Below are 25,876 nucleotides of genomic sequence, written 5' to 3'. Positions count from 1 at the left end.
CGTCCTTAGATGAGGTGGGAAATCAGGGGCGTGACGGAAGCGGCAACGTCCGGGTTGGCGGCGCCGGGATGTGAATCGGTGGTGTAGATGGAGCCGTAGGCCTGCCGCAGCTGGGCTGCCTTGCCGGAAAAGACTCCGTGGCTGACCCACAGGTCCAGGCGATCCGGCCCGAGTCCGGTGGCGGCGGCCAGGCCCATGAAGGTTCCGCCGCCGTCGCAGATATCGTCGACCACCAGGAAACGGCCTTCGGCGGGCAGCTCCTCGCAGGTGAAGGCGGAGAGCTTGCCGGTGGCAAAATCGCGGTGCTTCTCGGCGGAATAGAGCGGAAGTCCGAGCGCTGCGGCGGTTCGGGCGGTGCGTTCCTTCGCTCCGGCGTCCGGGCAGATGACCCCGGCATACTCCCCCGCCTTGTTCCGCAGGACCTGGGCGATCACGGCGGAGGAATCCACAACGCGCAGGTTGCGCACCAGGGCCGGCATGACGGGCGAGTGCGGATCGAAGCAGACCACTTCATCGGCGTTCATGGCGTTGATGAGGTTGGCGTAGACCTTGGCGCCGAAGGGGATTCCCCGGTCCTGGCGGGCTCCGGGCAGGTACGGGATCATGGCCTGGACCTTGTGGCCGCCCTGGTGTGCGTAGTCGATCCACATGGCCGCGCTCATGTACTCGTTTGCGTCGGCGCCGGTGAGGTAGAGGTAGAGCGGCGTCTCGTCCGGACTGCCGTCGACTTTGACGTGGGCCTCCCCGGCAGGGAAGGACATCGGCGTAGCGGCCGAGTGGACGGTGTATCCCTGCGGGACTGTGGCGTATGCGGTGAACATGCTGCCAGCCTACACAGGTTTTTCGTCAACGGAAGTTTATTTCCTGAATAAACTTCACATTACGAATAATGACAGGGCGGCGGGCTAGTCCGGCACGCTGATGTACCGGCCTCCCAGCTCCTGGGCGAGAGCGGCGATTTCCTCGGGGCCAGGCGCCTGCCCCTCACGGCCCGGCAGGACCAGCACGTGCCAGTTGCTGCCCTCGGCGAAGTACGCAGGTCCGTTTTCGGCGCCGTGCAGCAGGTCCGAGGCCTTGGACCGGTCCGCCTCGTTGTCATAGCGGACTATTTCGACCGTGTCCGTACACATCCGGTACTCTGCGGCGGAGCCGTCGATGTGCACGGTCACCGGTTCGGCGGTGGTGTCGGGGTCGCAGCCCAGGACCCCGGCAACGGCGTCGTACGCTTCGCGAATCGAGGCGAAGGACGGGACCCGCTCTTCCACCCGAAGGTCGATCGAAATCGCCGTCGTGCGGTCCGACATCTTCCGCTGCACCAGCAATGACCAGCACCCGGGCTCGTCGAACTCATAGACGGCATCCCATCCCTCCCCCGGCCTGTCCGGCCCTTGCCCCATCGAAGTGCCCGGCTTCTTGAACACCTCGACCCGGTTTCCCTGCGGATCGGCAAGCCACGTATCGAATGTGCCGGTGCCGGTCACCCGCCAGGCAATCTCCACCGGCGATCCGGTGGAGAACGGAACCGAGGCGTCGGCCGTGTCCACTAAGCCCCAGGCCTGAAAGTCCGGGGCGTCGCTCAGGTCCAGCACCCTGTCCTCGCCGAGGACCACGGTGTCCCGGCAGGCCGCTTTCGAGACTTCCGCGCCGTCGTTCGACGCCGGCGGCTCGTCCGCGCTCGACGAGCCGGCGGCCGTGCAGGCGGACAGCAGCAGCACCGCCGCCGCTGCGGCTGTGAGTCCCTTTACGTTGCGCATTGGCGCCCACCCCGTCGTGTTTGGTGGGGACATCATGACACAGGGCAGCGGATCACGTGCCGATGTCCCTCCGGGTGAGTGCGAAGGCAGCGAGCAGGACCAGCAGTGCACTTGTTCCGTACAGTGCGCCGAGACCGGCCCAGTCGGCCCCGTTGCCGAGCGGGCCGGCGCCGAAGGCCCAGTGATAGGGCGTCCAGGCGTGGAGGTAGTCCAGGTCCGGGTTCTGGTTGGCCACCGCGTTGAGGGCGTACCCGCCGACGGCGACCGCTACGGCCGCAGCGAGCGCCCAGACGCGGCGGCCGGTGAAGGCCCCCGCTGCCAGGGCGACGGACGCGGTCAGCAGCGCCAGTCCGCTGAGCGCCGCGCACCCGGCCCAGACATGGGCAGGAACGAGTCCGAGTTGTGCGGGGCGGTTGAAAACCAGCACGGCCAGGCCGGTGAAAAGGCCGAGCAGCAGCAGGCGGGCAGCAATGGCGGCGCTGCGCTCCAGGACGAGCTGGACCCGGCCGACTGCATGCGCCAGGACGAGTTCCAAGGCCCCGCTCTCTTCGTCGCCGGCAATGGCCCGGGTTCCCCAGGAAACGGCGGCGATGGTGAAAAGGGCGAACCCGATGAGGCCGAAGAACGTCGACTGGGTGTATCCGGCGCCGGTGGTCAGCTCGTTATAGCCCAGTGCGGAAATGAGTTCGGGCGGCAGGCTCTGCAGGAGATCCTGGAAATCCTGGCCGGCCAGGGACGGATAGAGGGGCAGGTACAGGCTCAGGACAGCCAGGATGCCCGCCGCCCATCCCAGAAGCGGACGCCATGACCCGGCAAGCGAACGGGTGAACAAGGGGAGGCGGCTCATTCGCTTGCACCGCCGTCGGCCGGTCCGGCAGCGTTTTCCGGCCCGTAGAACCGCAGGACCGCCTCCTCGAGGTCGGGCTCCTGCACCACCAGGTCAAGGAGGTGATGTCCCGCCAGAGCCGTGATCAGGTCCGGAATGTCCCCCTCGAACCGGGCAGATACTGAGGCTGCGTCCCCGGACCCCGGATCGGCGGGCACCTGCAGTAGCTCTAATCCAGGCACCCGCCGAAGGCGTTCAACCAAGGCAGGTGCCTCTGCCGCAGCAATTCCAATCCGCACCCGGCGGCCGGCCGAAGCCCGGATGGCCGCGGTGCCGGCGGCGGATATCACTGTCCCTGACCGGAGGATGGCCACAGTGTCAGCGGCCTCCTCGATCTCGCTGAGAACGTGCGAACTAAGCAGTACCGTCTGGCCGTTGCTGCTCGCCTCCCTCACCAGCGCCAGAAACTCCTGCTGGATCAGCGGATCCAGTCCGCTGGTCGGTTCGTCCAAAATGAGCAGCGGGGGTTGGTGCATGAATGCCTGAATGAGTCCCAGTTTCTGCCGGTTTCCCTTGGATAGGGCACGCACCGGGCGGCCGAGGTCCAGATCGAGCCGCTCCGCCAGCGCCGGAACGGTTCCCGGATCCACGGGTCCACTGATGCGCGAGAAAAAGCGGAGAAGTTCCCGTCCGCTGATTCTGTCCGTGATGGCCAGTTCTCCCGGCAGGAACCCGATTCGCCGGCGCAGGGCCGGGCCGCCGCTGCGGGGATCAACGCCGAGGACGGTTACCTCCCCGGAGCTGGGCCGCAGCAGGTCCAGCAGCAGGCGCATCAGCGTGGTCTTGCCGGCACCGTTGGGACCGATGATCCCGAAGACGCTTCCGGCGGGAACCTCTAAATCGATGCCTTTCAGCGCTTCAACGCGGCCGAAGTTCTTCTGCAGCCCCCGGGTGTGGACAGCGGTTGACGCAGAGCCAATACCCATGGGGTCAGGCTACGCGCCCGCCGCGGGTGCCGGATAGGCGGCGGCGGACGCCGGAGCGGGCCAGGTTACGTCCGCCGGAGGATCCTCCCCCACCAGCCCGTCCACGGATTCACGGATCAGATCGGCATGACCCGTATGCCGGGCATATTCCTCGATCAGGTCGATCAGCATGCGGCGCAGGCTGCCGGCCTGACCCTCGATGGCGGGCAGCAGCTGGTCGAGTCCGCCGTCGTCGAGTGCGGCGGCAAGGCGTTTCCGGGAGCGCCCGACCGCGCCGCTCCACAGGGCGTAGAGGTCCTCCGGACTGTCGTCTGCGGCGGTGCGCCAGTCCCAGTCCGGATCGCTCTGCCAGTCCACGGCATTCCACGGGGCTCCCGGGTCCTGACCTTTCAACCGCCAGGCGAAGTGGGTATCTTCCACACCCGCCAGGTGCTTGAGCAGACCGCCGAGGGTAATCGCTGAGGCGCCGACGGTCCTGGTGAGCGCTTCAGCATCAAGGCCGCCTGTTTTCCAGGCAAAGGTGGCACGCTGCCGGTCCAGGGACCCCAGCAGGGTTTCTGTTTCCGTTCCCGCCAGCGGGGGTTCGATTTTGCGCGTGAGTTCTTTTTCGGTCATGACGCGGAAGGCTACGCGGGAGGTGGCACCACCGTCCACGGGTACAGTAACTGCGGTTTACCTCCAGTAGCGATCGACACACTCCATGGGATCGCCTCCGTTGCCGGATGTACCCAAGTACCCCAGCATGAGAGCGGCCCGCCTTTCCTCTGCAACAGGGTGTGACGATCCCGCCTGAGCAGAAGCGATCGCATTGAGTGCAGCAACGGCCTCATCGACGTCACCGGGCTCAAGCATTCCCTCGTAGGTTTTTGGACGCGCTCAATCAGCGAGATGGTCTCTCCAAGGCCTTCATCGAGATCAAGGGGATGGAAAGTGCTGCGTAGCTGACCAGCCAAGTCCCACATCCGGCGCGAATGAGGGGTGTCCAGGCGCCGGTCTCGCCCATCGCACGCGATGTACTCACCAGTCTGGTCTATGTAAACCCAGATCCGGCTGGAGTCGTTGGGCTGAAAACGGACCTCATACTTCTCCTTACCCAACACCCCAGAGGATCGATGCTGTGCAAGGGTGGGAGAATCGTAGGTACGTCAGCCAAACTCGACGCCATCTTTCTGTATCGTCCGCTCATCCACGGGCATGAGCGAGCACGATGACGCTCGGGCCTGAGCTTTCTTGATGTGACCCGGCCTTCCAATGCGACATGACGAACTCACCGAGGCACGCTACTTCGGCTCATGACGGTACGATCGTTGTGAACTTCCCGGGAAGGAATGGATCAGTTTGGGCTTGGATAATGGGACCGCACGAGCCCCAACCATTTACGACGTCGCCCGACTGGCTGGCGTGTCTCACCAGACCGTCTCTCGCCTTCTCAAGGGCCAAACCATCTCACCCGCGTTCAAGCTAAAGGTCGACAAAGCTCTCGCGGACCTGAACTACCGACCGAACCTGGCTGCGCGAAGCCTTGCCACACGTCAGAGCAACCGGATCGCGACACTCATCTACGAAATGAGCGAACTGGGCCCAATGAAGATCATGCAGAGCGCCAGTACTGCAGCTCGGAGGGCAGGCTACGTTCTCGACATCGTCCACCTCGACCCGTCCAACAGCGGTTCGCTGAGTGAGGCCATCGCCATCCTAAATCAACTCGACGTTGCCGGCATCCTGGCCTTCGCCCCGAACGACATCACCAGGGCCCAACTGAGTTCCACCGAATTCCGGGTCCCGATCTACTTCGAAGCAGAGAACGACGACGACGACCTCCAGCGAGACGATCGTCCCAACTTCAATGCTATCGGCGCCGAATTGGCCATGAGCCATCTGACTGACCTCGGCCACCGCTCCATCGCACACATCTCGGGGCCCCTCACGTGGCCAGCAGCCCGCCTCCGCGTACGCTCCTACCGCCAAAGCGTGTCGCGGCACAAGCTTCCCGAGATCCCGATCGTCGAGGGAGACTGGTCTGCCAGGTCCGGCCACGGCGCGGCGCTCACCATTCTCGACCGCCATCCAGAGGTCACGGCAATCTTTGCTGCCAACGACCAGATGGCATTGGGGGCACTCTCCGCGCTGGCGCAGCGCGGAGTGGTCGTTCCCCGTGATGTCAGCGTCGTCGGCATGGACGATGCCGCCGAAGCTCAGTTCTATACGCCGTCCTTGTCGACTGTTCCCATGCATTTCGAGACTCAGGGCCAGTACGCGTTCGAAGCGATCCTCGCGCGGATCCAGGGACGCGATGTCGCCGTGAAAACCGACTACGTCCATACCGCGCTCGTCGCCCGGGAGTCGACCGGACCTGCTCGCTGACCACCACGATTCGGCGTTCGCTTTCTATTGTTACCGGTAACACTATCCCCTATAGTCGTTTCCAGTGTTACCGGTAACACAAGGGTCACACGCAATCGGTGCCATCGAGACAACGGAGTTTCCATGCTGTTCCCTCATCATCCTGCGGTCCATTCACAGCTGCCATGGGCAGGACCTGGCCCTCTCGTGGGCTACCCCCAACCCATCTGATTACCGAGCGACGAATCGGCGCCTCGCTGATCATCGCCTTGCCATCCATCAAGTATTCGAGTCCGGCGCAGGTAGTTCACAGGACCCCGCCGCCTCTCCCCTTTCCTCCTGACCCCTTACCGGCAGGAGACCCTCTTCCCAGAAAGATCGGTCATGACCAGTTCATCAGCCCGTAAAGCCAGAACCCTTGGAGTAGGTCTTGTTGCCCTCTCCCTCCTCCTGACCGCATGCGCCGGGTCAGGCCCAGAGGCCGAGACTGCCGCTGCCGACGTGTCGCAGGAGGAAATCGACGCGGCCATGGCGGAAGAGACAACCCTTAATTTCTGGACCTGGGTTCCCGACATCGAGGACGAAGTAGCACTCTTCGAGGAGCAGTACCCGAACATCGACGTGCAGGTGGAGAACGTGGGCCAGGGGCCCGACCACTACACGAAGGTCCGTGCCGCACTCTCGGCGGGGCAGGGAGCACCTGACGTCATCCAGGTGGAGTACCCCTACGTGCCGTCCTTCCAGCTCACCGAAGATCTGCTGGACCTGACTCCCTACGTTGAGGAGAACCTGCAGGACAACTTCCCGGACTGGGTGTGGAACCAGGTCAACCGGAACGACCAGCTCCTAGCCTTCCCGCAGGACACCGGCCCGATGGGCAACCTCTACCGCGAGGACATCCTGACCGAAGCCGGACTCTCGGAGTCTCCGGCAACGTGGGATGAGTTCGCGGAGGCCGCGGTGACCGTCAAGGAGACCACCGGGTCCTACATCACCGATCTGCCGCCCAATGATGCCGGCGTCTTCATCGCACTCCTCTGGCAGGCGGGCGTGAAGCCTTTCTCCTACACCGGCGGGGAAGAGGTCGGGATCGACCTCGACTCGGACCGGGCGAAAGAGGTAGCCGTGTACTGGGAGAACCTGATCAAGGACGACGTGGTTGCGGTGGACCCCAACTTCACCGACTCGTGGTACCAGGGCCTATCCAATGGCAAGTACGCCGGGTGGCTGACAGCTGCCTGGGGCCCTGTGTTCCTGCAGGGGACGGCCGGCGACACCGCCGGACTCTGGCGTGCAGCGCCTTTGCCCCAGTACGAAGCAGGCGAGGAAGTATCATCCAACCTCGGCGGTTCGGCCAACGCTGTGCTGAAGAGCTCGGAGAACCCGATCGCGGCCGCGAAACTCGCCGAATTCCTCAACACGGATAAGGCCTCGACGGAACTCTTCAACTCACAGCAGTCCCTGTTCCCCGCGTACGCCCCGCTGCTGGAGGACGAGGCCTTCCTGTCCACCCAGTCGGAGTTCTATGGCGGACAAGAAGTCAACGCCCTCTTCGCCGACGTCTCCGAAACGGTCGACTCGACGTTCGAGTGGCTGCCCTTCCAGGAATTCGTCACCTCAAGCTTCAACGACACGCTGGGGAAAGCGATTGCGGACAAGGGTGATCTTTCGGCAGGCCTGACCGCATGGGAGAACGAGCTCAAGGACTACGCGACCAACCAGGGATTCACGGTCAAGTAACAGCCCAGCAGGTGGGTGGCGCACCGTAGTGCGTCACCCACCTGGCTCATCTGTTGTTCTTCGAAAAGGAAAAGCACATGTCTCTTGATGCTCCCGGCTCACCAGAAACGGCGACAGCTCAACGGAACGGCCGCAAGAAGTCAATCACCAGCAGGCAGACGACCGCCGCCTACATCCTCATCGCCCCGTTCTTCGTCGTTTTCGTCGCCATGCTCGTACTACCTCTTGCGTACTCCGGTTACCTCAGCTTCTTCAGCCGACAACTCATTGGCGGCGAGGCCTTCGTCGGGTTTGCCAACTACGTCAGAGCGTTCTCCGACGCGAGGTTCCTCGAAGGCATCGGCCGGGTAGCGATCTTCCTCGTCATCCAGGTACCCATCATGATCGCCCTGTCACTGTTCCTGGCGCTGGCGCTGGACTCAGGACGGGCACGAGGATCACGCTTCGCCCGGCTCGCCATCTTCATTCCCTATGCTGTTCCCGGCGTCGTCGCAACGTTGATGTGGGGCTACCTGTACGGAAATGACTTCGGACCCATCTCCCAGCTTCTACGCGGGATGGGACTCAGCGCACCCGATCTACTCGCACCAGACAATGTCCTCGGCTCGATGATGAACATCGTGACCTGGGAGTTCGTCGGCTACAACATGATCATCATGTACGCGGCGCTGCGGTCGATCCCGGAAGAACTCTACGAAGCTGCAGAGATCGACGGCGCGGGTCAACTACGGACGGCTTTCAGTATCAAGATTCCCGCCATCAGGCCCGCCATCCTGCTCACCGTCATCTTTTCCATCATCGGAACTTTCCAGCTGTTCAATGAACCCCAGCTGCTCTCGCGGATCGCGCCCAACGCAATCAGCGATTCGTTCACTCCCAATCTCTACGCCTACAGCCTCGCGTTCGTGAACCGGGAGATCAACTACGCAGCCACCATCGCGTTCACCCTGGGGTTCGTCATCATGATCATCTCGCTGATCGTTCAAGGGCTTCAGCAACGCAAGGGAGCGAAGGCATGAGCCACGCACAAACTACTACTCCAGTGACCGAGTCCAGCCCCCGTGAATCTGTTAGGAAACCTGGGAAAACACGTGGCATGAACGCTGACCGGAAGAAACCCCGCAGCACGCTCCTCACCGTCCTCGTCTGGATCTGCGTCGCGTACTTCCTCCTCCCCCTGCTCTGGCTCGTCATCTCCTCGACCAAGGACAACTCCGACCTGTTCACCACCTTCGGGTACTGGTTCGGTGATGGCTTCAACCTCTTCGCCAACCTCAGGGACCTGAGCACCTACGACGGCGGCATCTTCTGGCGCTGGATGCTCAACACCATCCTGTACGCGGGTGTCAGCGCCGTCGGAGCAGCGTTCCTCGCAACCGCTGCGGGCTATGCCTTCGCCAAGTACAAGTTCCCCGGATCCACCCTTCTTTTCTACAGCGTGCTCGGCGCGATCATGATTCCCACCACGGCACTGGCCATCCCCACGTACCTCCTGTTCGCGAACGCCGGCCTCACCGACACTCCCTGGGCGATCATCCTGCCCTCGCTCGTCAGCCCATTCGGCGTGTTCCTCATGCGCGTGTACGCAGCAGATGCCGTCGACTCCAGCCTGATCGAAGCTGCGCGGATCGACGGCGCAGGTGAACTTCGCATCTTCTTCCAGGTCGGTCTGAGATTGCTGGGGCCAGGCATCGTCACCGTGCTGCTCTTCGCCCTGGTGGCAACCTGGAACAACTACTTCCTGCCCCTCATCATGCTGAACTCCTCCGAGCTGTACCCGCTCACCGTGGGCCTCGCCCAGTGGCAGTCAGCCAGCGCCTCCGGCGGCGGCGGGTCCCAGGCACTGTTCTCCAGCGTCATCACAGGTTCCCTGGTATCGATCCTGCCTCTGATCGTTGCCTTCCTGTACTTGCAGCGCTACTGGCAGAGCGGGCTCTCGACGGGCGGCGTGAAGGGCTGATTCACGGCCCCGCAACGCCAGATCGCACACTCTCCATCCCATTAAGGACACCATGCATCACCTCAACGACCGCATCCTGTTCGGCGCCGCCTACTACCACGAGTACCAACCGTCACCGCGGTTGAGCGAAGACATGCGCCTCATGAAGGAAGCAGGCTTCACCGTCATTCGCGTTGGCGAATCCGTCTGGTCGACGTGGGAGCCCGAGAACGGCATATTCGACCTCGAGTGGCTCGCGCCAGTTCTCGACGAAGCCCACGCCCACGGCATCCAGGTCGTCCTCGGAACCCCGACCTACGCCGTCCCCATGTGGCTGGCGAGGCTGTATCCGGAAATCAACGTGCAACGGAGCACCGGCAAAGCCATGGGATGGGGCGCCCGCCAGGAAATCGACTATTCACACCCGGCTTTCCTCTTCCACGCAGAGCGAATCATCCGGCGCATCGTCTCCAGGTACGCTGACCACCCATCCGTCATCGGATTCCAGGTGGACAACGAACCTGGTAACGAGATCTTCGCGAACCCGCAGGTCTTCCAACGGTTCGTCGACCACTTGCGCACCATGTACGGGACAGTCGAGAAGCTTAACAAGGAGTGGGGTCTGACCTACTGGTCCCACCGCCTCTCGACTTGGGCGGATCTGTGGACGCCTGATGCCAACGCGCAGCCACAGTATGATCTCGCCTGGCGGAGCTTCCAGGCCGAGCTGACGACGTCGTTCATCTCGTGGCAGGCCTACATCGTCCGCGAGTACTCCCAGCCCAACCAGTTCGTCACCACCTGCATCTCCTATGAACGGCGGACAGCGGAGGACGATCAGCTCACGCGGGACCTCGACATTACCGCCGGGAACCCGTACTACCGGATGCAGGACATGCTGGCGGTGCCCTCGCTCGAGGATCCAAATGAGCAGCACTGGACGACGTCCGGCACCTGGGCTCTCTACGCAACCGCCGACCGCATGTACGGGTCCAAGCAGGCGCCGTTCCTCGTCACCGAAACCAACGCGCAGGCGATCGGCATGACTTGGTCCAACGAGCCGGCCTACGACGGTCAATGGCGACAGGTTGCCTGGGCCCTGGTATCACGGGGGGCAGCCATGATCGAATACTGGCACTGGCACACGCTCCACGCCGGAGCGGAGACCTACTGGGGCGGCGTCCTACCCCACAGCCAGGAACCGGGGCGCACCTACCAGCAGATTGCCGACCTCGGAAAAGACTTCGCGGCCGCCGGCGACCGCGTGACCGGTCTGATACCCGACAGCGACGTCGCCATCCTCTTCTCCAACCGCAGTAAGTGGGCTCTGGAGGAGCATCCTAATCTCGGCGAGGCGGGCGAACCGAACCGACGCTCGTTCCAGACAGCCTTCGATACCTTCGCCCGCGGCGCCTTCCACGCAGGCCTGCAGACGAATACCGTGCACCCGACCCAGCTTTCCGCTACCGAGCCCGGCGACTACGCGCGGAAAAACCCTGTCCTGGTCGCCGCTGCCTTCACCATCGCCTCGGATGACGATCTGAAGTGGCTCGAATTGTACGCCGCGGCAGGTGGGCACCTCATTCTTGGTATCCGTACCGGGTACGAGGACCACGAGGCGCGCGCACGTTCGGAACGCAAACCTGCTTTTCTGGCCGATGCGGCCGGAGTGTTCTACGACGAGTTCAGCAACCTCAACACTCCGCTTCCTCTGAACGCCGCCCCAGGAGCCGCCGACCTTGGGTTCGTCCTCCCAGACTCCGGCAGAGCGACCCTGTGGGCTGACGGTCTGATCCTGGACGGCGCGCAAGTCCTCGCTTCCTACGAGCACCCGCATTTCTCGCGCTTCCCCGCCATCACCACCAGGCAGCACGGAGCGGGGCGTGTGACCTATGTGGGAACCTTGCCGGACCAAGAGGTAACCGCCGCGCTCCTGACCTGGGCTGTAAACATAGGCTCGGGCGCATCGACTTCCTGGCGATCCACTAACCCCTCCCAGACGGTGACCAGTGCGACCAACCGTCATGGCGAGCGAGTGCACTTCGTTCACAACTGGACATGGGAGCCCACGTCCTTCGTGCTTCCCGCCGCCGTGAGCGACGCCCTCGATCAGACCGATTACGACGCCGGCGCGAGCCTCGAGCTGGGCGCATGGGACGTCCGGGTACTCGTAGAGCGGCTCTAAGCCGTCACACCCCGCCCGCCGTCGTTCCTGTTCAGAGGACGACGGCGGGGGGAAGCACCACTGATCGATTTACCCGTATATTCCGTCTCTAGGAGCTGTTCCGTGCCCACACCCACCACCCACCGCTGGCTACGCTGGCCGTCCGAACCGGACCGCAAGCGCATGGGCTACGGCGCCGACTACAACCCCGAGCAGTGGCCTCGGCAGACGTGGGATGAGGACGTCCGTCTCATGCGGGAAGCCGGTGTGAACGTCGTGTCGCTGGCGATCTTCTCCTGGGCACGGATCCAGCCCGAGCGAGACACCTGGAACTTTGCATGGCTCGACGAGGTCATCGACCTCCTCCACGCCAACGGGATCGCCGTCGACCTCGCCACCGCGACCGCGTCCCCACCGCCGTGGCTGGCCACCGAACACCCGGAGATCCTCCCCGTCACGGCCGACGGCAGCATCCTCTCCCCCGGCGCCCGCCAGCACTGGCGGCCCACCAGCCCCGTGTTCCGCGAACACGCCCTGAATCTCGTCACGCAGATGGCCGAACGGTACAAGGACCACCCGGCGGTCTGTGCGTGGCACATCTCCAACGAGCTCGGCTGCCACAACATCTACGACTACTCCGACGACGCCGCGAACGCCTTCCGGGTGTGGCTCACCGACCGCTATGGCAGCATTGACGCCCTGAACGACGCCTGGGGCACCGACTTCTGGTCCCAGCGCTACACCCGCTTCGAGCAGATCCTCCCGCCACGGCAGGCGGCCTCGCACCCGAACCCAACGCAGCAGCTCGACTTCAAACGCTTCTCCTCCGATGCCCTGAAGGGCTACCTGCGCGAGGAACGCGACATCCTGCAGCGCATCACCCCGGAGATCCCCATCACCACGAATTTCATGGTCATGGGCGAGACCAAGGGCATGGACTACGCCGACTGGGCCGCCGAGGTGGACTTCGTGGCCAACGACCACTACTTCGTGCCCAGCCCGCAGGCCCAGGACGAACTCTCCTTCTCCGCGAACCTCACCGGCAACATCGCAGGCGGCAAGCCCTGGTTCCTCATGGAGCACTCCACGAGCGCGGTGAACTGGCAGCCCGTCAACACTCCGAGGAAGCCGGGCACCCTCCGCCGCGACTCCCTCACCCATGTGGCCCACGGAGCGGACGCCGTCTGCTTCTTCCAGTGGCGGCAATCCAAGGTCGGAGCCGAAAAGTTCCACTCCGCGATGGTCCCCCACGCGGGCGAGGGCAGCCCGATCTTCCGCACCGTCGTGGACCTCGGCCACGAACTCGCGGCCCTGTCCGACGTCGTCGGAACCCGGCGCAGCACCGCGCCGGCCGCGATCGTCTTCGACTGGGACTCCTGGTGGGCGTCCGAACAGGACTCGCACCCCTCCGACCGGCTCCGCTACAAGCAGGAGGCCCTCGACTGGTACTCGGCGTTCCTCGCCCTCGGCATCCGCGCCGACGTCGTCCCGACCGCCACCGACCTGACTGCATACTCACTCGTCGTCGCACCCGTCCTCCACACCGTCCCGGCAGCCCTGGAAGCGCGCCTGGAGGCGTACGTGCACGGCGGCGGGCACCTCGTCGCGAGCTACTTCAGCGGTATCACCGACGAGAATGACCATATCTGGCTCGGCGGCTACCCCGGGGCGCTGGCCGACCTGCTCGGCATCCGCATCGACGAGTTCGGGGCCCTCCTCGACGGCGACGACGTGCACCTCGACAACGGCACCACCGCCACCCTCTGGGCCGACCGGGTACACCCGCGCGTCGACGGCGTCGAGGTCCTCTCCCGCTACACGACCAACGACCACGCGGGCGACGCCGCCATCACCCGCCGAAGCGTCGGCCCCGGCAGCGCCTCCTACGTGGGCGCGCGTCTCGGCGCCTCCGGGATCGAACCCGTCCTCGCGGACCTCGCCGCCCGTGCCGTCGTCGTCAGTGAGCTGCCCACGGAACTCCGCGGCGCCATCGAACACGTCCTCCGCACTGGAGACGACGCTGACTACGCGTTCCTCATCAACCGCACCGACTCCCCGGTGGACATCACCGGCATCGACGGCGACACGATCACGGGCGAGCACTCCATACTGGCTCCCCGCTCCGTCACAGTCCGGAAGCTCCCCCGCACGACGACCTCTTGAAACTTGGCCCTCTGTAGTCCGGGGCCACATCGACCCGGTTCATGGCGATGACGCGAAACATTAAAATGAACCGTTTCCCGGAAGCCTGGCCGCACTGAGTGGGTGCGGTCAGGCTCCCCTTTGTCAGCGATACCTACACCGCATTCGATTTGTAGCAACACGTAGGTGCACTATCGGTCATTTCTGACATCGGCTCGACCGGCTCCGCAATCCTCTAGGGTGACGTTGCGGCCCTGGTGGCCAGCATCCGGCCCGGGCCCTACGGCGTCAGGGTGGCCCGTTCGAAGCTGGTCCCCGTGAGACGGACGGTTGGATCCCGTCGGAGCATACGGTAGGCCGCGAGGCTAGCGGCGAGGTCGAGCTCGCCGGTGTCGAGGACCGTCTCGGTCGTCGCCCTCGCTTTCCCTCGGTGGGCGGAAGTCGCGGCCGATCGACAGGTTCGCCTCGAACGGACCAGGCGCTCACGTCCTGTTGGACCTCGCCGCCAGGGTGCCGACGACGACGGTCACCACCACCAGACCGGCTATCGCGATCAGGGCAACGATCACTTCCATCGATTCGCTGGCATCTGCTCCGAGCGCATCGCGCACAGCTGGTGAGCCTCCGGTGCGTTGGTCTTATCATCGCCGGGCTCAATAGTGCTCAGTGCATCCCTAAACTGCTGCCTTAGGTGCGCATAGCCGACCAGGGCGAGGAACGGCGCTCACCTGTGGGTGCCAGCCCAACGAGCGAAGTGCGTTTCCGTCGACACATGGAACGTGTGCAAATTAAGTGGCACGTTCATCTGTGGCGGCAGGCCTGCTTCGCACGGGCAGGCGCAATCCGGGCGCCGGCTCGGTATCAGGCGCAAAGGTCTCATGAATCGTGTTGTTCAGATGGGGGCGGGCGACAAGTGTGCCATCGTCCCCTGCCTCTAATCTGGCGGAAAGCATAACCAATTCGACGGTTCCAAGGTCGATCTCCTGTCCCCCCACATTAATTGTCAGGGGCTGGGGCACGGCAAACTCATAGTGGTCGTGTTCGGCGACATAGAGAGCGTCCTCAGGATCAAGCTCCATTCTGAGCTCATTCCATTCGTGGATGAACGTTTTCCCCTCAATTAGGGCGGCAGCTCGAATGGCGTCCAGGATGTCGCTTTTTTCGACGCTTTCTAAATCGGGGACCGTAAGCGGCACGGGAGTGAGCGTTTGGATAATAGTCAGCGCCCTGATGTAACGGTAGACGAACATCGGGTACGGAGCTTCCGAACTTTGGATTTCCCCAGCTCGATGAAACGGGCCGTACTTGGGCGCACCCATAAGAATAGCGGGCCGGGAAAAGTTAGCGGCAAACTGGACAGTCGACAACACAGCAGTTGGATCCTGTCCAGCAAGATCTCCTACTGACATAGACATAGACATAGGAACCGTTGCGTCGGATGAATCGGCATGTGTCTCCAGCGTGAGGAACCCAGAGGAGTCAGTACCCCGAGACCATGCCCCAGTTTTGTCCAAACCTGTTGTCAAGGAAACCGCCAACGAAATCTCGGAGAGGACTTCTCCACTGGCGGCAACAATTCTATAGCGCATGTCAAACTCTTCAGGGCTAGATTGGAAGATAAAAGCTGCACCCTCCATCGCCCCACCCAGGCCCCCGGGCAAATCCGCATCAATGACGACATTGGCCATACTTAGAGGTTTGCCAAACTTTCGCCAGTCCTCAAATGCCCGTTCTTCATCTGAGCCTTCCTCGAACACCATGCGGAGAGATATCGGAATAGGTCGCTGCTCTAGTGCTTCAGCGTGACGCACGTAGATCTTAAACGTGATAGTTGATCCGTCCGCTCCAGTTTTCTGCGTGGCAGCAATCAGGCCGGGTGCTACCAGCAGAGGTAGGCGCTCTGGCTCGAGTGCGATCCCATATCGGAAATGGGGATCCCCATCGAGTGCACCTTGAAGGCGTTCAAGATGCCCTGTTATTTCTGCAGGGCTGAGTACCGAGGTGCTGTCCGAGGCAGGCGTGACCTGAAGGTCACGCTGAAGAATCTTCGCAACGTCTGAAACGGCGGCTCGGATTCTTTCACTCCCTCCGTGAAGGTAGTAGTCGGGGACAAACCAGTATTTGCTGACGAGAGACTCGCAGTAATCCAACCCCTTCCACTCTATGATCCGGTCCGGGTCGTTCCACCAGGTTATTATTCTGTTTTGTTCGTCCTCGGTTAACGCTGTCGTTTCATCCGTGAATAGGTCATCGATCGCTTCTTTCGGTAGACCTTGGAACCATTGCAGATTCTCAAGGGTGGGGTTGAGCGGCATAGCAAGGTACCAGTTGCCAAGAGGAACATCTTTCCTGACGAGACCAATAAGAACTCGTTTGAACGAACTCTCGATCTGAGTCTTTTGATTCGCCGTCAAATTGGTGGCAAACTTCTTTATCTGGTAGACGTCGCGAACCTGGGTTGAGGAGTCGTGCGGCACTAAGACATCGATACCATAATCACCCTGGGACGGCCTGACCCGGACAGCCCTTGGGTTGTCGTTGTATAGCAGGTTTGAAAGAACGGCCTCCACCTCGTCGCCGCCCAGTGCAGCCCATTCCACCCTCGCCACTACCCAATCAACTCCCTCATCACGTGCTTCATCTGTCCACCCATTCTGCCTTCACTATTTGTGTTCTTTAAAACAACGATTCGCGGTAAGGCGCAGTTTCGAAAAGTCGCGGCCTGTCGCAGCGTCGAAAGCTAAAACTGCTTTTACTGCTGTGCGCTGACTCGTTGAGACCGCCACAGTTACCCCACCATCGCCGAGCTACGGACACGGTCCAGCGCTTTCGCCAGCAGATCCACATCCTTCTCCGGGAACAGGCTCTCCGGTCCCGCGGGTGCGGCATCGCTGTAGGGTGATTCATACAGCGCCCCGATTTCTACGACGCCGTTCTCCGTGAGCTGCTGGACGATCATGTCCACGAAATGCAATTGGTTGGCGTTCAGGGTCTTGTCTCCCACGAACTCGGACAGGGAATCCAGGGCTGCCTGGCGGTCCATTCCCACCAGGGACCTCACGAAGAGCCCGAGGCCCTCTGCCTGCTCGGTCGCCGCCGAAAGGTCCTCGGGCGAGCCTGCACCGCTCTCGGCCAGCATGCGCTGCAATTCCTCCAGATCGGTCTCCGTTAGGGGCAGCCCGCGGCGGAGGCGGTGAATGGCCATGTGGTTCAGGAACCCCTGCAGATATACGCGGGCCTTCTCCCTGTAGCGGACCAAATCCACGGACCCGGTCTTGATCGCTATCAGCTCGCCTTCCACGATCTCGCCGAGGGTGTCTTCAAAGTTCGAGTAGACCACCTTGCGGCGCTTCTTCTCGATCAGGTGAACCAGCCCCCGGAGACGAACCCGGATTAATTCAAGCCACTGCGGTGAGACCTGACCCCATTCCCCTCCCTCCAGAATCGACTGGATCAGAAGCATCTGGGCAGCGATAGCGGGGATGTTCGGCTGGTCCTGCAGTGCGGACGCAATCTCGACAATCTTCTTGCGGTACGGCTCGACGGCGGCCGCTGAGGTCAGTGAAGCCAGCTGAGCCTGGTACATCAGCAGGTCGAAGCGTTTGGCTTCCTCCGGATCGGCGGCGGAAACCAGCGTCGCCAAGGGGGCCAGCTTAGTCTGCAGGTCTGTCAGATCCTGAGTGCCAAGGGTGCCCCACGAAGCGGGCTTCGAGAACTTCTCCACCCACTCCAGCTGCGGGCGTACCAGGAAGTTCTCCCGGGGCAGCCCTGCCACTTGCCCTACCAGACCGGATTGAAGTGCCGGCACGAAGTCGCCGTCGAGCCCGGCAGTGCGGGCTTCGGCCAGCAACTGTGCCCGGACGGCGAAGCTGCGGTGCGCCAGGGACTGTCCCAGGGACCCTTCGGAACCGGGCAGCTCGGCGTTGAAGTATTCAATGTTCTGGCAGACGTCAAAGATGAAGAAGTCCTGTTTGTTTTCACCAGGTCCGTACAGCTCCGGCCGGAGCCGGGTACCCCGGCCGACCATCTGCCAGAACTTGGTCTTGGAGCGCACCACCTTGAAGAAGAGCAGGTTGACCACTTCGGGCACGTCAATCCCGGTGTCGAGCATGTCCACCGACACAGCAATGTGCGGGCTGTCATCGGTGCGGGCGAAGGCGTCGATCAGGGTGGAGGCGTAGTTGACGCTGTGCGTAATGATCTTCGCGAAAGTGCCCCCGTACTGGGGGTAGTTGATGTTGAATCGTTCGGCGATGAATTCGGCATGCTTCTGGTTCTTGGCAAAGATGATCGTCTTGCCGAGCCGGTCTCCGCCGGCGACCTTATGCCCACGGGTCATCAGCACCTCGAGTGCCTTATCCACGGTGTCGGCGTTGAACAGCCAGGTGTTCAGGATGGCCGGATCCACGGCGTCGGGGATCTCCCCATTTTCGTCCCATTCGGCGGAGTCCCAGTCCTCCTTTTCCTCCTCCGAGAGTTCCTCGTAGCGGATCCCTTCGACCGGGAACCTCAGCGGAATGGACACGGTCCGGGGCGGTACCAGGTAACCGTCGGAGATGGCCTGCGTCAGCTCGTAGGCGAACGTGGGGACGTGGTCCTCAATATCGAACAGCGAGTATGTGTTGCGGTCCACCTCGGACTGCGGTGTAGCGGTCAAGCCCACCAGATACGCATCGAAGTACTCAAAGATGGCCCGGTACTTCTGGTACACGGAGCGGTGGGCCTCATCGATGATGATCAGGTCGTAGTGGCCAATTCCGAACCGCTGTTTCAGGACCGTACCGTCGTCGGTCCGTTCGTTGATCAAGTTCATCATCGTTGGATAGGTCGCGATGTGGATGCGGCTGTCTGCCTCCGCATCACGGCCGAGAATAACCGGGGATGACCCGGGGAGGTTCGTTTTGAAAGCGCGGGCTGCCTGGTCGACCAGGGCTATGCGGTCCGCAAGAAACAGGACCCGTTTGGCCCAGTTCGCCTGCATCAGCAAATCGGACAGCGCGACGACGGTACGCGTCTTGCCGGAGCCGGTCGCCATAACGAGCAACGCTTTGCGTTCCCTGTCCGTTTCCAGTGCGTCCGTGACGGCCCGAATGGCCGCCTGCTGGTAGCTGCGTCCGGCGATCTCGGTATTGATGGTCGCCGTCGCTAAGGGTTTCCTGGTGGTGCGGCGGTCCACCATGAGTTGGAGCTGGTCCCGGGTGTGGAAGCCCTGTACCGGCCGGGGCGGATAGGCAGCAGCGTCGTCCCAGATCCAGTGCTCATAGCCGTTGCTGTAGTAAATGACCGGGCGCTGACCCTTCTCCACCTCCAGCGCGTCAGCGTAGAGCTTGGCCTGCTGCTGCCCCTCGTAGGGTGACTTGGATGAGCGTTTGGCTTCGACGACGGCGAGGGGCTTACCGTCGGATCCCCACAGCACATAGTCCACAAACCCGGTTCCGGTGGCGGGACCGGCATGGGTGGGCATGTGGTGGACTTCAAATTCGCGATCCTCGGCCTTGTCCAGTGACCACCCCGCTTCGCCCAGGTACAGGTCAATGTAGACCCGGGTTTCCACCTCGGAATAGTCGTGGCTGTCCGGGAGCTTCTTGTTGTCTTCCTTGGCCCGGGCGATCTCCGCACGAAGGGCTACAAGCTGGGCGTGCAGCTGCTCGTTGTCCTGCTTCTGCGCGGCCAGAGCCGCATCCTTGTTGGCAAGTTCTTCGGCGAGTTTAGCCGTCTGCTCCGCCGTGCGGGGCTTCCCGGCAGGGGCAGGAACGCCCGGCTTCGGCGTGGGGCTGAGGAACTGTCCGCTAAACGCAAGCGTGGAGGCCGGGCGGTGGGCGGGATCCCGCGTGTAGCGAAGTGCCAGCCAGATGCAGACATGGAAGAGTTCCCGAACGGCCTGCTCGGAGTGCTGGACGGTTATGGCGGCATTGGTGTGGATGGCGCTGTTCGCGACCTTACGGATCAGGTGAAACTTGCTCACGATCGTCTCGCCCGCGAGCCGCTTGAACGTCGGTTCCGACATCAGGCCGTTGAGATCGCTCTTGTAAGGCAACGTTAGTGAGTCGTCGGCGTCGAACAGCCAGTCCAGCAGCGCTTCGACCGACCGCCGCGCGTATAGCAGCGAAGACCGCGGGTCCTTTCTCGCATACAGCTCCGCCAGCCGTGCTTCCTTCGCGATACCGGGCCACTCCGCCTGCAGTACGGCAAAGTTGCTGTTCACATCCCCCAATGCCACTCCTTTATTGATCTTCTCTCTGGAGCCTAACCGATGTTGCCTCCCGCACGGTCAAACAGCGACAGTTCAGATAAAGCCCGCAGCCATGCGAAAGCGGTTCTCTGGCTGTGCTACTCAAAGGAGTCCTCATCGAGTTCGACGACGTCATAGCTCTACTTCACCTGGACTCCCACCCGGGACGAAATAGCCAACACATAAGCCGTGCACCGGAGGTGAATGCGCTGGTCGTTACGAAAACACCACGGGAGACTCCCACGCCATCCAGGGCACCGGCGAAGGCCTGGATGGCTTCCCGTCCAACTGTATTCCCGTCGGCGTACCGTTTAGCCTGCACATAGATGCGGTCCAGCCCCAGAGCGTCCTGATCTAAGACCCCGTCCACACCGCCGTCGTTGCTGCCACCGATGCGCTTCCTACGCTGCTCGGCTCTGCCATAGCCCATCTTGAGAAGCAGACCGACAACCGCCTGCGCAAAGAAATCGGGACGACTCTCCCGCAGCCGTCTCAGGAGCCCATCGTCGGCGTCCGAATGAATACGGTTGATCCCCGATTCGATCTGCTCGATCGGGTCAATATCAGTCACGAGCGTTTTAGCGATGTCTGACACCACCGCTTTTGAGGAACCAGACTGCGACCCAAAAGGTGTGAACAGTGTCCGCGCCGTCGAGAAGTCGCTAATCCCATCCGGGTTTTTGGAAAACCACTCCCGACCGGCCACCATAATAAGGTAATTGGCCCGTACCGGCCGCTCGATCCTCCCGGCCTTCAGGAGATTACTAATGGCCCACCCGAGCCGCTGCTCGGAACGAAGTCCGCCCGTGTTCAGCGTCTCCGCACGTGCTGCCTCGACAGCTTGGCTGAATCAATGGCCCGGCTAACAATGTCCCGGCGATGCAGCGTATCGCCGGAGGAGAGTGCACCCAGCACATGAGTCACGAAAAGCGGCCAAATCGGCACTTCCGAGTCCACGGTCGTTGATGTGGTCTCACTCATCAAAGTTCTCCTTTAAAGGCCCGGTGCTGGAGGGAATCGAAAAGGGCATCCAGCTCTCGAAGGTGCGCGCGGTGGTACTCCTTCAAACGCTCTGCGGCAGCTGCTTCAGCCGCAAAGTCCTTCTGAAGCTGCAGCGGTGGGACCGGAACTTTCATCCGCTTGAGCTTTTCGCCAGTCAGATGGGCGATCGTTGCGGCCGTGACGTGATCTGCAAGGCCTCCGCCCTTGGACAGATTCCAAAGAAGATAAACGATGTACTCAGGCGTTGCCATCGCCGTATTTGGGCGCGCCCTGTGGACCGCTTTCTGAAAGTAGCAATCTTCGATTTCAGCCCGCCAAATCGCTGCTCGGCCAGGCTCCCCACCTTCACAGATCAGAACATCACCATAAGCAAGATGGAACGTGGAACGAGACTTTTCGTCAAAGTCCATCTGTGCCAAGTCAGACGTCTCGATGTTGAACCACTGAACATTGGCATTCCTGAGATATTTGCGCAGATGATTTCCCGACTGGGCATTCTTGTCCAACATTTTGCCGAGTCGACTGGGAGCCACGTCCTCAAACGTTTCATATTGCCAACCCCGGGTGTTGCGGACGACATCACCGAACTTGGCACGGAACGCGGAATGGACGAGTTCATCCATGTGAACGAGTGCTTGGCGGCGTTTGGTGCGGAGCTCATCAGCCTTGTCCAGAATGGCCGCAATCCGCCGCTGCTCCTCAAGGGGCGGGAGAGGCAGAGCAATCTCGCGAATGGCCTTAATCGATAGATGCTTGACTGTGGCAAATGGAGTGGCGTGCCAGATTTCCATGAGTGCCTGCGGAAGAAAATGGTAGAGGTATCGACGGTCGAGGTGGGCATCGTCAGGCGAAATCCGGCATACTCGCTGGTTGAGTAAGGCAGGTTCGGACGACCAGGACTCTCGATTGAAGTCACCGTCCATGCCAACGAGAAGGTCGCCCTTGCGAACCACAAACCGCTCCTCGAAGGGGCCAGAGTAGTAGGTCTCGGTTCTACCCCGTACAACATCACGGATCCTGACCAGTGGCATTTCACCTTCGGAAGCGAACCGACTGGAGTCAAACGCGAATCCAGATAATATTTCGACGTGATCTCCGAGACGGGCCAGTTCGATGTCGGAGCTTATGTTCGGTTTACGTTGCAGTTCAATCCCTACTGTCACGACATCAAACCCTTCAAGTCGGACAGGGCGACTGAAATCTGGGCTTCCAGCATCTCCAAGTCAGCGATGATCTCAGCCGTTTCCTTGTGGTCGATGACTTCGTGTTCAACTTCTTTGTATCTGTTGAGGGAAAGGTCATAGCCGTTTTCGGCGATCTCAGCTTTGGGAACCAGGAAGGATTGGTCGGTGCGCCCCCGTACGGCCTCCGTCGTCGTACGCTGCGGCCAACGGGACAAGACGTCGTCGAGGTCGGAGGTCCCTAGTGGTGTGCGTTTGTCGTCGAGGCTGAATCCGTCTGAAGTGACGTCGTAGAACCAGACGTTGTCGGTGCCACCGGAGTTGGTCTTGGTGAAGAACAGTATCGCGGTGGAAACCCCGGCATAGGGTTTGAAGACACCGGAAGGTAGTTTCACGACGCCATCAAGTTTGTGGTCCTCAACCAGCATCTTCCGCAGCGCCTTGTGCGCCGTGGAGGAACCGAACATAACGCCGTCAGGCACGATGACAGCGGCCCGGCCGCCGGGCTTGAGCAGCCTCAGGAACAGGGCTAAGAAGAGCAGTTCCGTTTTTTTGGTCTTGACCACGGAGAGCAGGTCCTTGGCGACGTTCTCGTAGTCCAGGCTGCCGGCGAAGGGCGGGTTCGCTAGGATGATGTCGTACTTTTCCTCCTCGGAGCCGTGCAGGTCCGCCAGGGAGTCCCGGTAGGTGATGTCCGGGTTTTCCACCCCGTGCAGGAGCATGTTCATGGACCCGATGCGCAACATGGTGCTGTCGAAGTCGAAGCCGTGAAACTGGCCGTTATGGAAAAACCTGCTTTGTTCGGGGTTCGTGAGCAGGTTGGGGTTGTGCTGTCGGAGGAATTCGCCGGCCTGGACGAGGAACCCAGCGGTGCCGGCAGCCGGGTCGCAGATGGCTTCCATCGGCTGGGGTGCTGTCATTTTCACCATGAGGTCGATGATGTGGCGGGGTGTGCGGAACTGCCCGTTGGTTCCGGCGGAGGCGATCTTGGAGAGCATGTACTCGTAGAGGTCCCCCTTGGTGTCGCGCTCATCCATGGGGATGTCATCGATAATGTCGACGACTTTTTCCAGCAGCCCGGCGTTGGGGATGGTGAAGCGGGCATCCTTCATGTGCTGGGCATAGGAGGATTCCTCACCATCAGCCAGCTGGATCAGCCCGGTGCGGAGGAACGGGAAGATGTGTTCGGCGAAGACCGTGTACATCTCGTCGCGGGAGAAGTTCTTGAACCTGCTCCAGCGGAAGTCCTGGTAGGAGCGGCCCTTCTCATCCAACCCCGTGGGGAAGACAGGGTTTTCAAGCGGCTTGCCCGTGCGGTTGGCCTTGTTCTCCGCCCTCGTTTGATTCTCATCCAGGCGCTTCAGGAAGAGCAGATACGTAATCTGCTCGATCACTTCCAAGGGGTTGGAAATGCCGCCGGTCCAGAACGCGTTCCAGACCTTGTCTACCTGAGTTTTGATTTCTCCAGTTATCACCACACAAGCTTATCTGTCGTTACATTCGTGACCCGCCAGCCTCGCAGTAAGGCAGCGGAGGCAGTAGTAGTAGTTCGAACAGGGCTGCGGCTGTGGCCCTCTCTAGCCTTACAGAGCTTCGCTAGTGAGGACGGCTTGAGACTCCTTCTGCACGCGGCGGTCCGGGGCGCATACGCTGCAGCCTCCGGTTTTGGTCCTATTTGCTACAGCCCCCAGTTGCTCGTGGCCCCAGGCGCACTTCCGCCAGCGTCGCATGTTCCCCGGAACAACGCCTGTCGGTGTCAGTGATCCGTTTTTCTCAGGGTGCCAGTCACGCGATATGCCCGGATGTCGCGTTGCAAGGTCGTTGAATCCGCTGAGGACCATCCTGTTGAAGCAGTACTGGCATGCCGAGCCTTTGGCGCGCTTGTTGATGGGCTTGGTATAGCGGTGGCCGAGCGAGCAAATCCACTGTGCTTTTCGAGCGCTTCCCGCGATGACATCTTCAGGGGTCAGGCTCCCGTTTCTAGCTTGGTCCCACTCAGCGACAAGGTGTCGGTGGGTTGTGCCTAGATCGTTGTATCCGCCAATTACCTGCTGCCCCGCGCAAGCGGGACAGCCCCTCCCATTCTCGTGCAACGGTTGCATCCGAGCCTCGACATGGGTACAAAAATGATCCCTTGTATATCTGGTCGACGCGCGCACCAGGCCGGGCCTTGCTGGAGTGCTTAAGCCAACAGCGAGGGCCACACGAACGAGCTCTCACGCTCAATGGGACCGACTGGTCGCATGGACCACCACTTGCTGTTTTCGCTCCTGGAGAATTGAATCGTATCCAGAGCACAGGACAGAAAGTCCTCCCATAAACGTCCGCCCGCTTGCGAGGCCGTAGATCGACTAACGGCAACATCTCTCAAGCGGGGGGATCCTGCAGTATCGGTTTACCCACTCTGAGTGGGCCATAATCCGGTAGTTGACAACTAATTTGTCATATTGGATTGCCAACTCACAGTGCATTAAACAGCGCTGCCGCCGCAGCAGGCCCGAAGGCCCGCTGCGGCGGCAATGGTGCGGATTCAGCTAGGGAACTAGAAGTCCCAGTCGTCGTCTTCCGTGTTCACGGCCTTGCCGATCACGTAGGACGAGCCGGAGCCGGAGAAGAAGTCGTGGTTCTCGTCGGCATTCGGCGACAGGGCCGAAAGGATCGCCGGGTTCACGTCCGTCAGGGTGGACGGGAACATGGCCTCGTAGCCCAGGTTCATCAGCGCCTTGTTGGCGTTGTAGTGCAGGAACTTCTTGACGTCCTCGGCCAGGCCGACGCCGTCGTACAGGTCATGCGTGTACTGGACTTCGTTTTCGTACAGCTCGAAGAGCAGCTCGTACGTGTAGTCCTTCAGTTCCTCGCGGCGTTCCACGGGAACAGTTTCCAGACCGCGCTGGTACTTGTAGCCGATGTAGTAGCCGTGCACGGCCTCGTCACGGATGATCAGGCGGATCAGGTCGGCCGTGTTTGTGAGCTTGGCCCGCGAGGACCAGTACATCGGCAGGTAGAAGCCCGAGTAGAAGAGGAAGGACTCCAGCAGGGTGGAAGCCACCTTGCGCTTCAGGGGATCATCGCCGCGGTAGTAATCGGTGATGATCTGCGCCTTCTTCTGCAGATGCGGGTTCTCCGTGGACCAGCGGAACGCCTCGTCAATCTCCTTGGTGGAAGCCAGGGTGGAGAAGATCGAGGAGTAGCTCTTGGCGTGCACGGACTCCATGAACGCAATGTTCGTGTAGACCGCTTCCTCGTGCGGGGTCAGCGCGTCGGGGATCAGCGAGACGGCGCCGATGGTGGCCTGCATGGTGTCCAGCAGGGTCAGGCCGGTGAACACGCGCATGGTGAGCTGCTGCTCATCCGGAGTCAGCGTGGCCCAGGACTGGACGTCATTGGACAGCGGCACCTTCTCCGGCAGCCAGAAGTTGTTGACCAGACGGTTCCAGACCTCAACGTCCTTCTCATCCTGGATCCGGTTCCAGTTGATCGCCTCGACGCCGTCGATCAGCTTCAGCTTCTCGGTCATGAGTAATTCCTTGTCTTCAAAGGTTCGGGAAAAGGGGTGCGGAAAGCTGC

At 61.7% G+C, this 25,876-nt stretch carries 18 protein-coding genes; 6 read left to right on the top strand and 12 right to left on the bottom strand.

Going from position 1 to position 25,876, the window contains the following annotated elements; translation table 11 throughout:
• Positions 1-5 precede the first annotated feature (5 nt).
• The 5 genes from NNX37_RS07695 to NNX37_RS07675 form a co-directional block, all read right to left on the bottom strand.
• Positions 6-821, bottom strand: coding sequence for a ribose-phosphate diphosphokinase (locus NNX37_RS07695; RefSeq protein ID WP_255791773.1), 816 nt, complete (start codon positions 819-821; stop codon positions 6-8).
• Positions 822-905: 84 nt separating this feature from the next.
• Positions 906-1,754: a hypothetical protein gene (locus tag NNX37_RS07690; protein ID WP_255791772.1), complete on the bottom strand. Its 849-nt coding sequence runs from the start codon at positions 1,752-1,754 to the stop codon at positions 906-908.
• Positions 1,755-1,806: 52 nt separating this feature from the next.
• On the bottom strand, positions 1,807-2,601 hold the full coding sequence (locus NNX37_RS07685) for an ABC transporter permease subunit (RefSeq protein ID WP_255791770.1): 795 nt from the start codon (positions 2,599-2,601) through the stop codon (positions 1,807-1,809).
• A complete protein-coding gene (locus NNX37_RS07680; RefSeq protein WP_255791769.1) occupies positions 2,598-3,566 on the bottom strand; it encodes an ABC transporter ATP-binding protein in 969 nt (322 codons plus the stop codon). Before NNX37_RS07680 ends, NNX37_RS07685 begins: the two co-directional genes overlap by 4 nt.
• 9 nt (positions 3,567-3,575) lie before the next feature.
• The gene (locus NNX37_RS07675) at positions 3,576-4,181 is read right to left on the bottom strand and encodes a DinB family protein (protein ID WP_255791767.1); all 606 of its coding nucleotides are present in this window, start codon (positions 4,179-4,181) and stop codon (positions 3,576-3,578) included.
• Positions 4,182-4,904: 723 nt separating this feature from the next.
• Between NNX37_RS07675 and NNX37_RS07670 the strand changes: the two genes are divergently transcribed.
• From NNX37_RS07670 to NNX37_RS07645, 6 genes are all read left to right on the top strand, one after another.
• Positions 4,905-5,930, top strand: a complete 1,026-nt coding sequence (locus tag NNX37_RS07670) for a LacI family DNA-binding transcriptional regulator (RefSeq protein ID WP_308206307.1) — start codon at positions 4,905-4,907, stop codon at positions 5,928-5,930.
• 363 nt (positions 5,931-6,293) lie between these two features.
• Positions 6,294-7,649: an ABC transporter substrate-binding protein gene (locus NNX37_RS07665; RefSeq protein ID WP_255791763.1), complete on the top strand. Its 1,356-nt coding sequence runs from the start codon at positions 6,294-6,296 to the stop codon at positions 7,647-7,649.
• Between the two features lie 77 nt (positions 7,650-7,726).
• On the top strand, positions 7,727-8,668 hold the full coding sequence (locus NNX37_RS07660) for a carbohydrate ABC transporter permease (protein ID WP_255791762.1): 942 nt from the start codon (positions 7,727-7,729) through the stop codon (positions 8,666-8,668).
• Entirely contained in the window at positions 8,665-9,609 is a 945-nt protein-coding gene (locus tag NNX37_RS07655) for a carbohydrate ABC transporter permease (RefSeq protein ID WP_407079934.1), read from the top strand. The genes NNX37_RS07660 and NNX37_RS07655 overlap by 4 nt, the downstream gene beginning before the upstream one ends.
• 52 nt (positions 9,610-9,661) lie before the next feature.
• Complete coding sequence (locus tag NNX37_RS07650) at positions 9,662-11,773, top strand: beta-galactosidase (protein WP_255791759.1); 2,112 nt, start codon at positions 9,662-9,664, stop codon at positions 11,771-11,773.
• Positions 11,774-11,875: 102 nt separating this feature from the next.
• Positions 11,876-13,915: a beta-galactosidase gene (locus NNX37_RS07645; protein WP_255791757.1), complete on the top strand. Its 2,040-nt coding sequence runs from the start codon at positions 11,876-11,878 to the stop codon at positions 13,913-13,915.
• A gap of 767 nt (positions 13,916-14,682) precedes the next feature.
• Here the strand turns inward: NNX37_RS07645 and NNX37_RS07640 are convergent.
• From NNX37_RS07640 to nrdF, 7 genes are all read right to left on the bottom strand, one after another.
• A complete protein-coding gene (locus tag NNX37_RS07640; RefSeq protein ID WP_255791755.1) occupies positions 14,683-16,503 on the bottom strand; it encodes a hypothetical protein in 1,821 nt (606 codons plus the stop codon).
• 179 nt (positions 16,504-16,682) lie between these two features.
• On the bottom strand, positions 16,683-20,099 hold the full coding sequence (locus tag NNX37_RS07635; RefSeq protein ID WP_255791754.1) for a DEAD/DEAH box helicase family protein: 3,417 nt from the start codon (positions 20,097-20,099) through the stop codon (positions 16,683-16,685).
• 172 nt (positions 20,100-20,271) lie between these two features.
• Positions 20,272-20,697 (bottom strand): restriction endonuclease, encoded by a 426-nt coding sequence (locus NNX37_RS07630; RefSeq protein ID WP_255791752.1) that lies wholly within the window; start codon positions 20,695-20,697, stop codon positions 20,272-20,274.
• 409 nt (positions 20,698-21,106) lie between these two features.
• Positions 21,107-22,291, bottom strand: coding sequence for a restriction endonuclease subunit S (locus tag NNX37_RS07625; RefSeq protein ID WP_255791751.1), 1,185 nt, complete (start codon positions 22,289-22,291; stop codon positions 21,107-21,109).
• Positions 22,288-23,784 carry a type I restriction-modification system subunit M gene (locus tag NNX37_RS07620; RefSeq protein ID WP_255791749.1) on the bottom strand — a complete coding sequence of 499 codons (1,497 nt, stop codon included), beginning with the start codon at positions 23,782-23,784 and terminating at the stop codon, positions 22,288-22,290. The genes NNX37_RS07625 and NNX37_RS07620 overlap by 4 nt, the downstream gene beginning before the upstream one ends.
• Positions 23,785-23,892: 108 nt before the next feature.
• A complete protein-coding gene (locus NNX37_RS16620; RefSeq protein ID WP_407079945.1) occupies positions 23,893-24,411 on the bottom strand; it encodes a zinc-ribbon domain-containing protein in 519 nt (172 codons plus the stop codon).
• A gap of 440 nt (positions 24,412-24,851) precedes the next feature.
• Positions 24,852-25,826 (bottom strand): class 1b ribonucleoside-diphosphate reductase subunit beta, encoded by a 975-nt coding sequence (gene nrdF / locus NNX37_RS07615; RefSeq protein ID WP_255791747.1) that lies wholly within the window; start codon positions 25,824-25,826, stop codon positions 24,852-24,854.
• Between the last annotated feature and the right edge of the window lie 50 nt (positions 25,827-25,876).

This window comes from Arthrobacter zhaoxinii, from assembly GCF_024385505.1.
Taxonomy (GTDB): Bacteria; Actinomycetota; Actinomycetes; order Actinomycetales; family Micrococcaceae; genus Arthrobacter_B; species Arthrobacter_B zhaoxinii.
The sequence above is the reverse complement of the archived record's forward strand: the minus strand, read 5'-3'. Positions and strand labels throughout refer to the sequence as shown.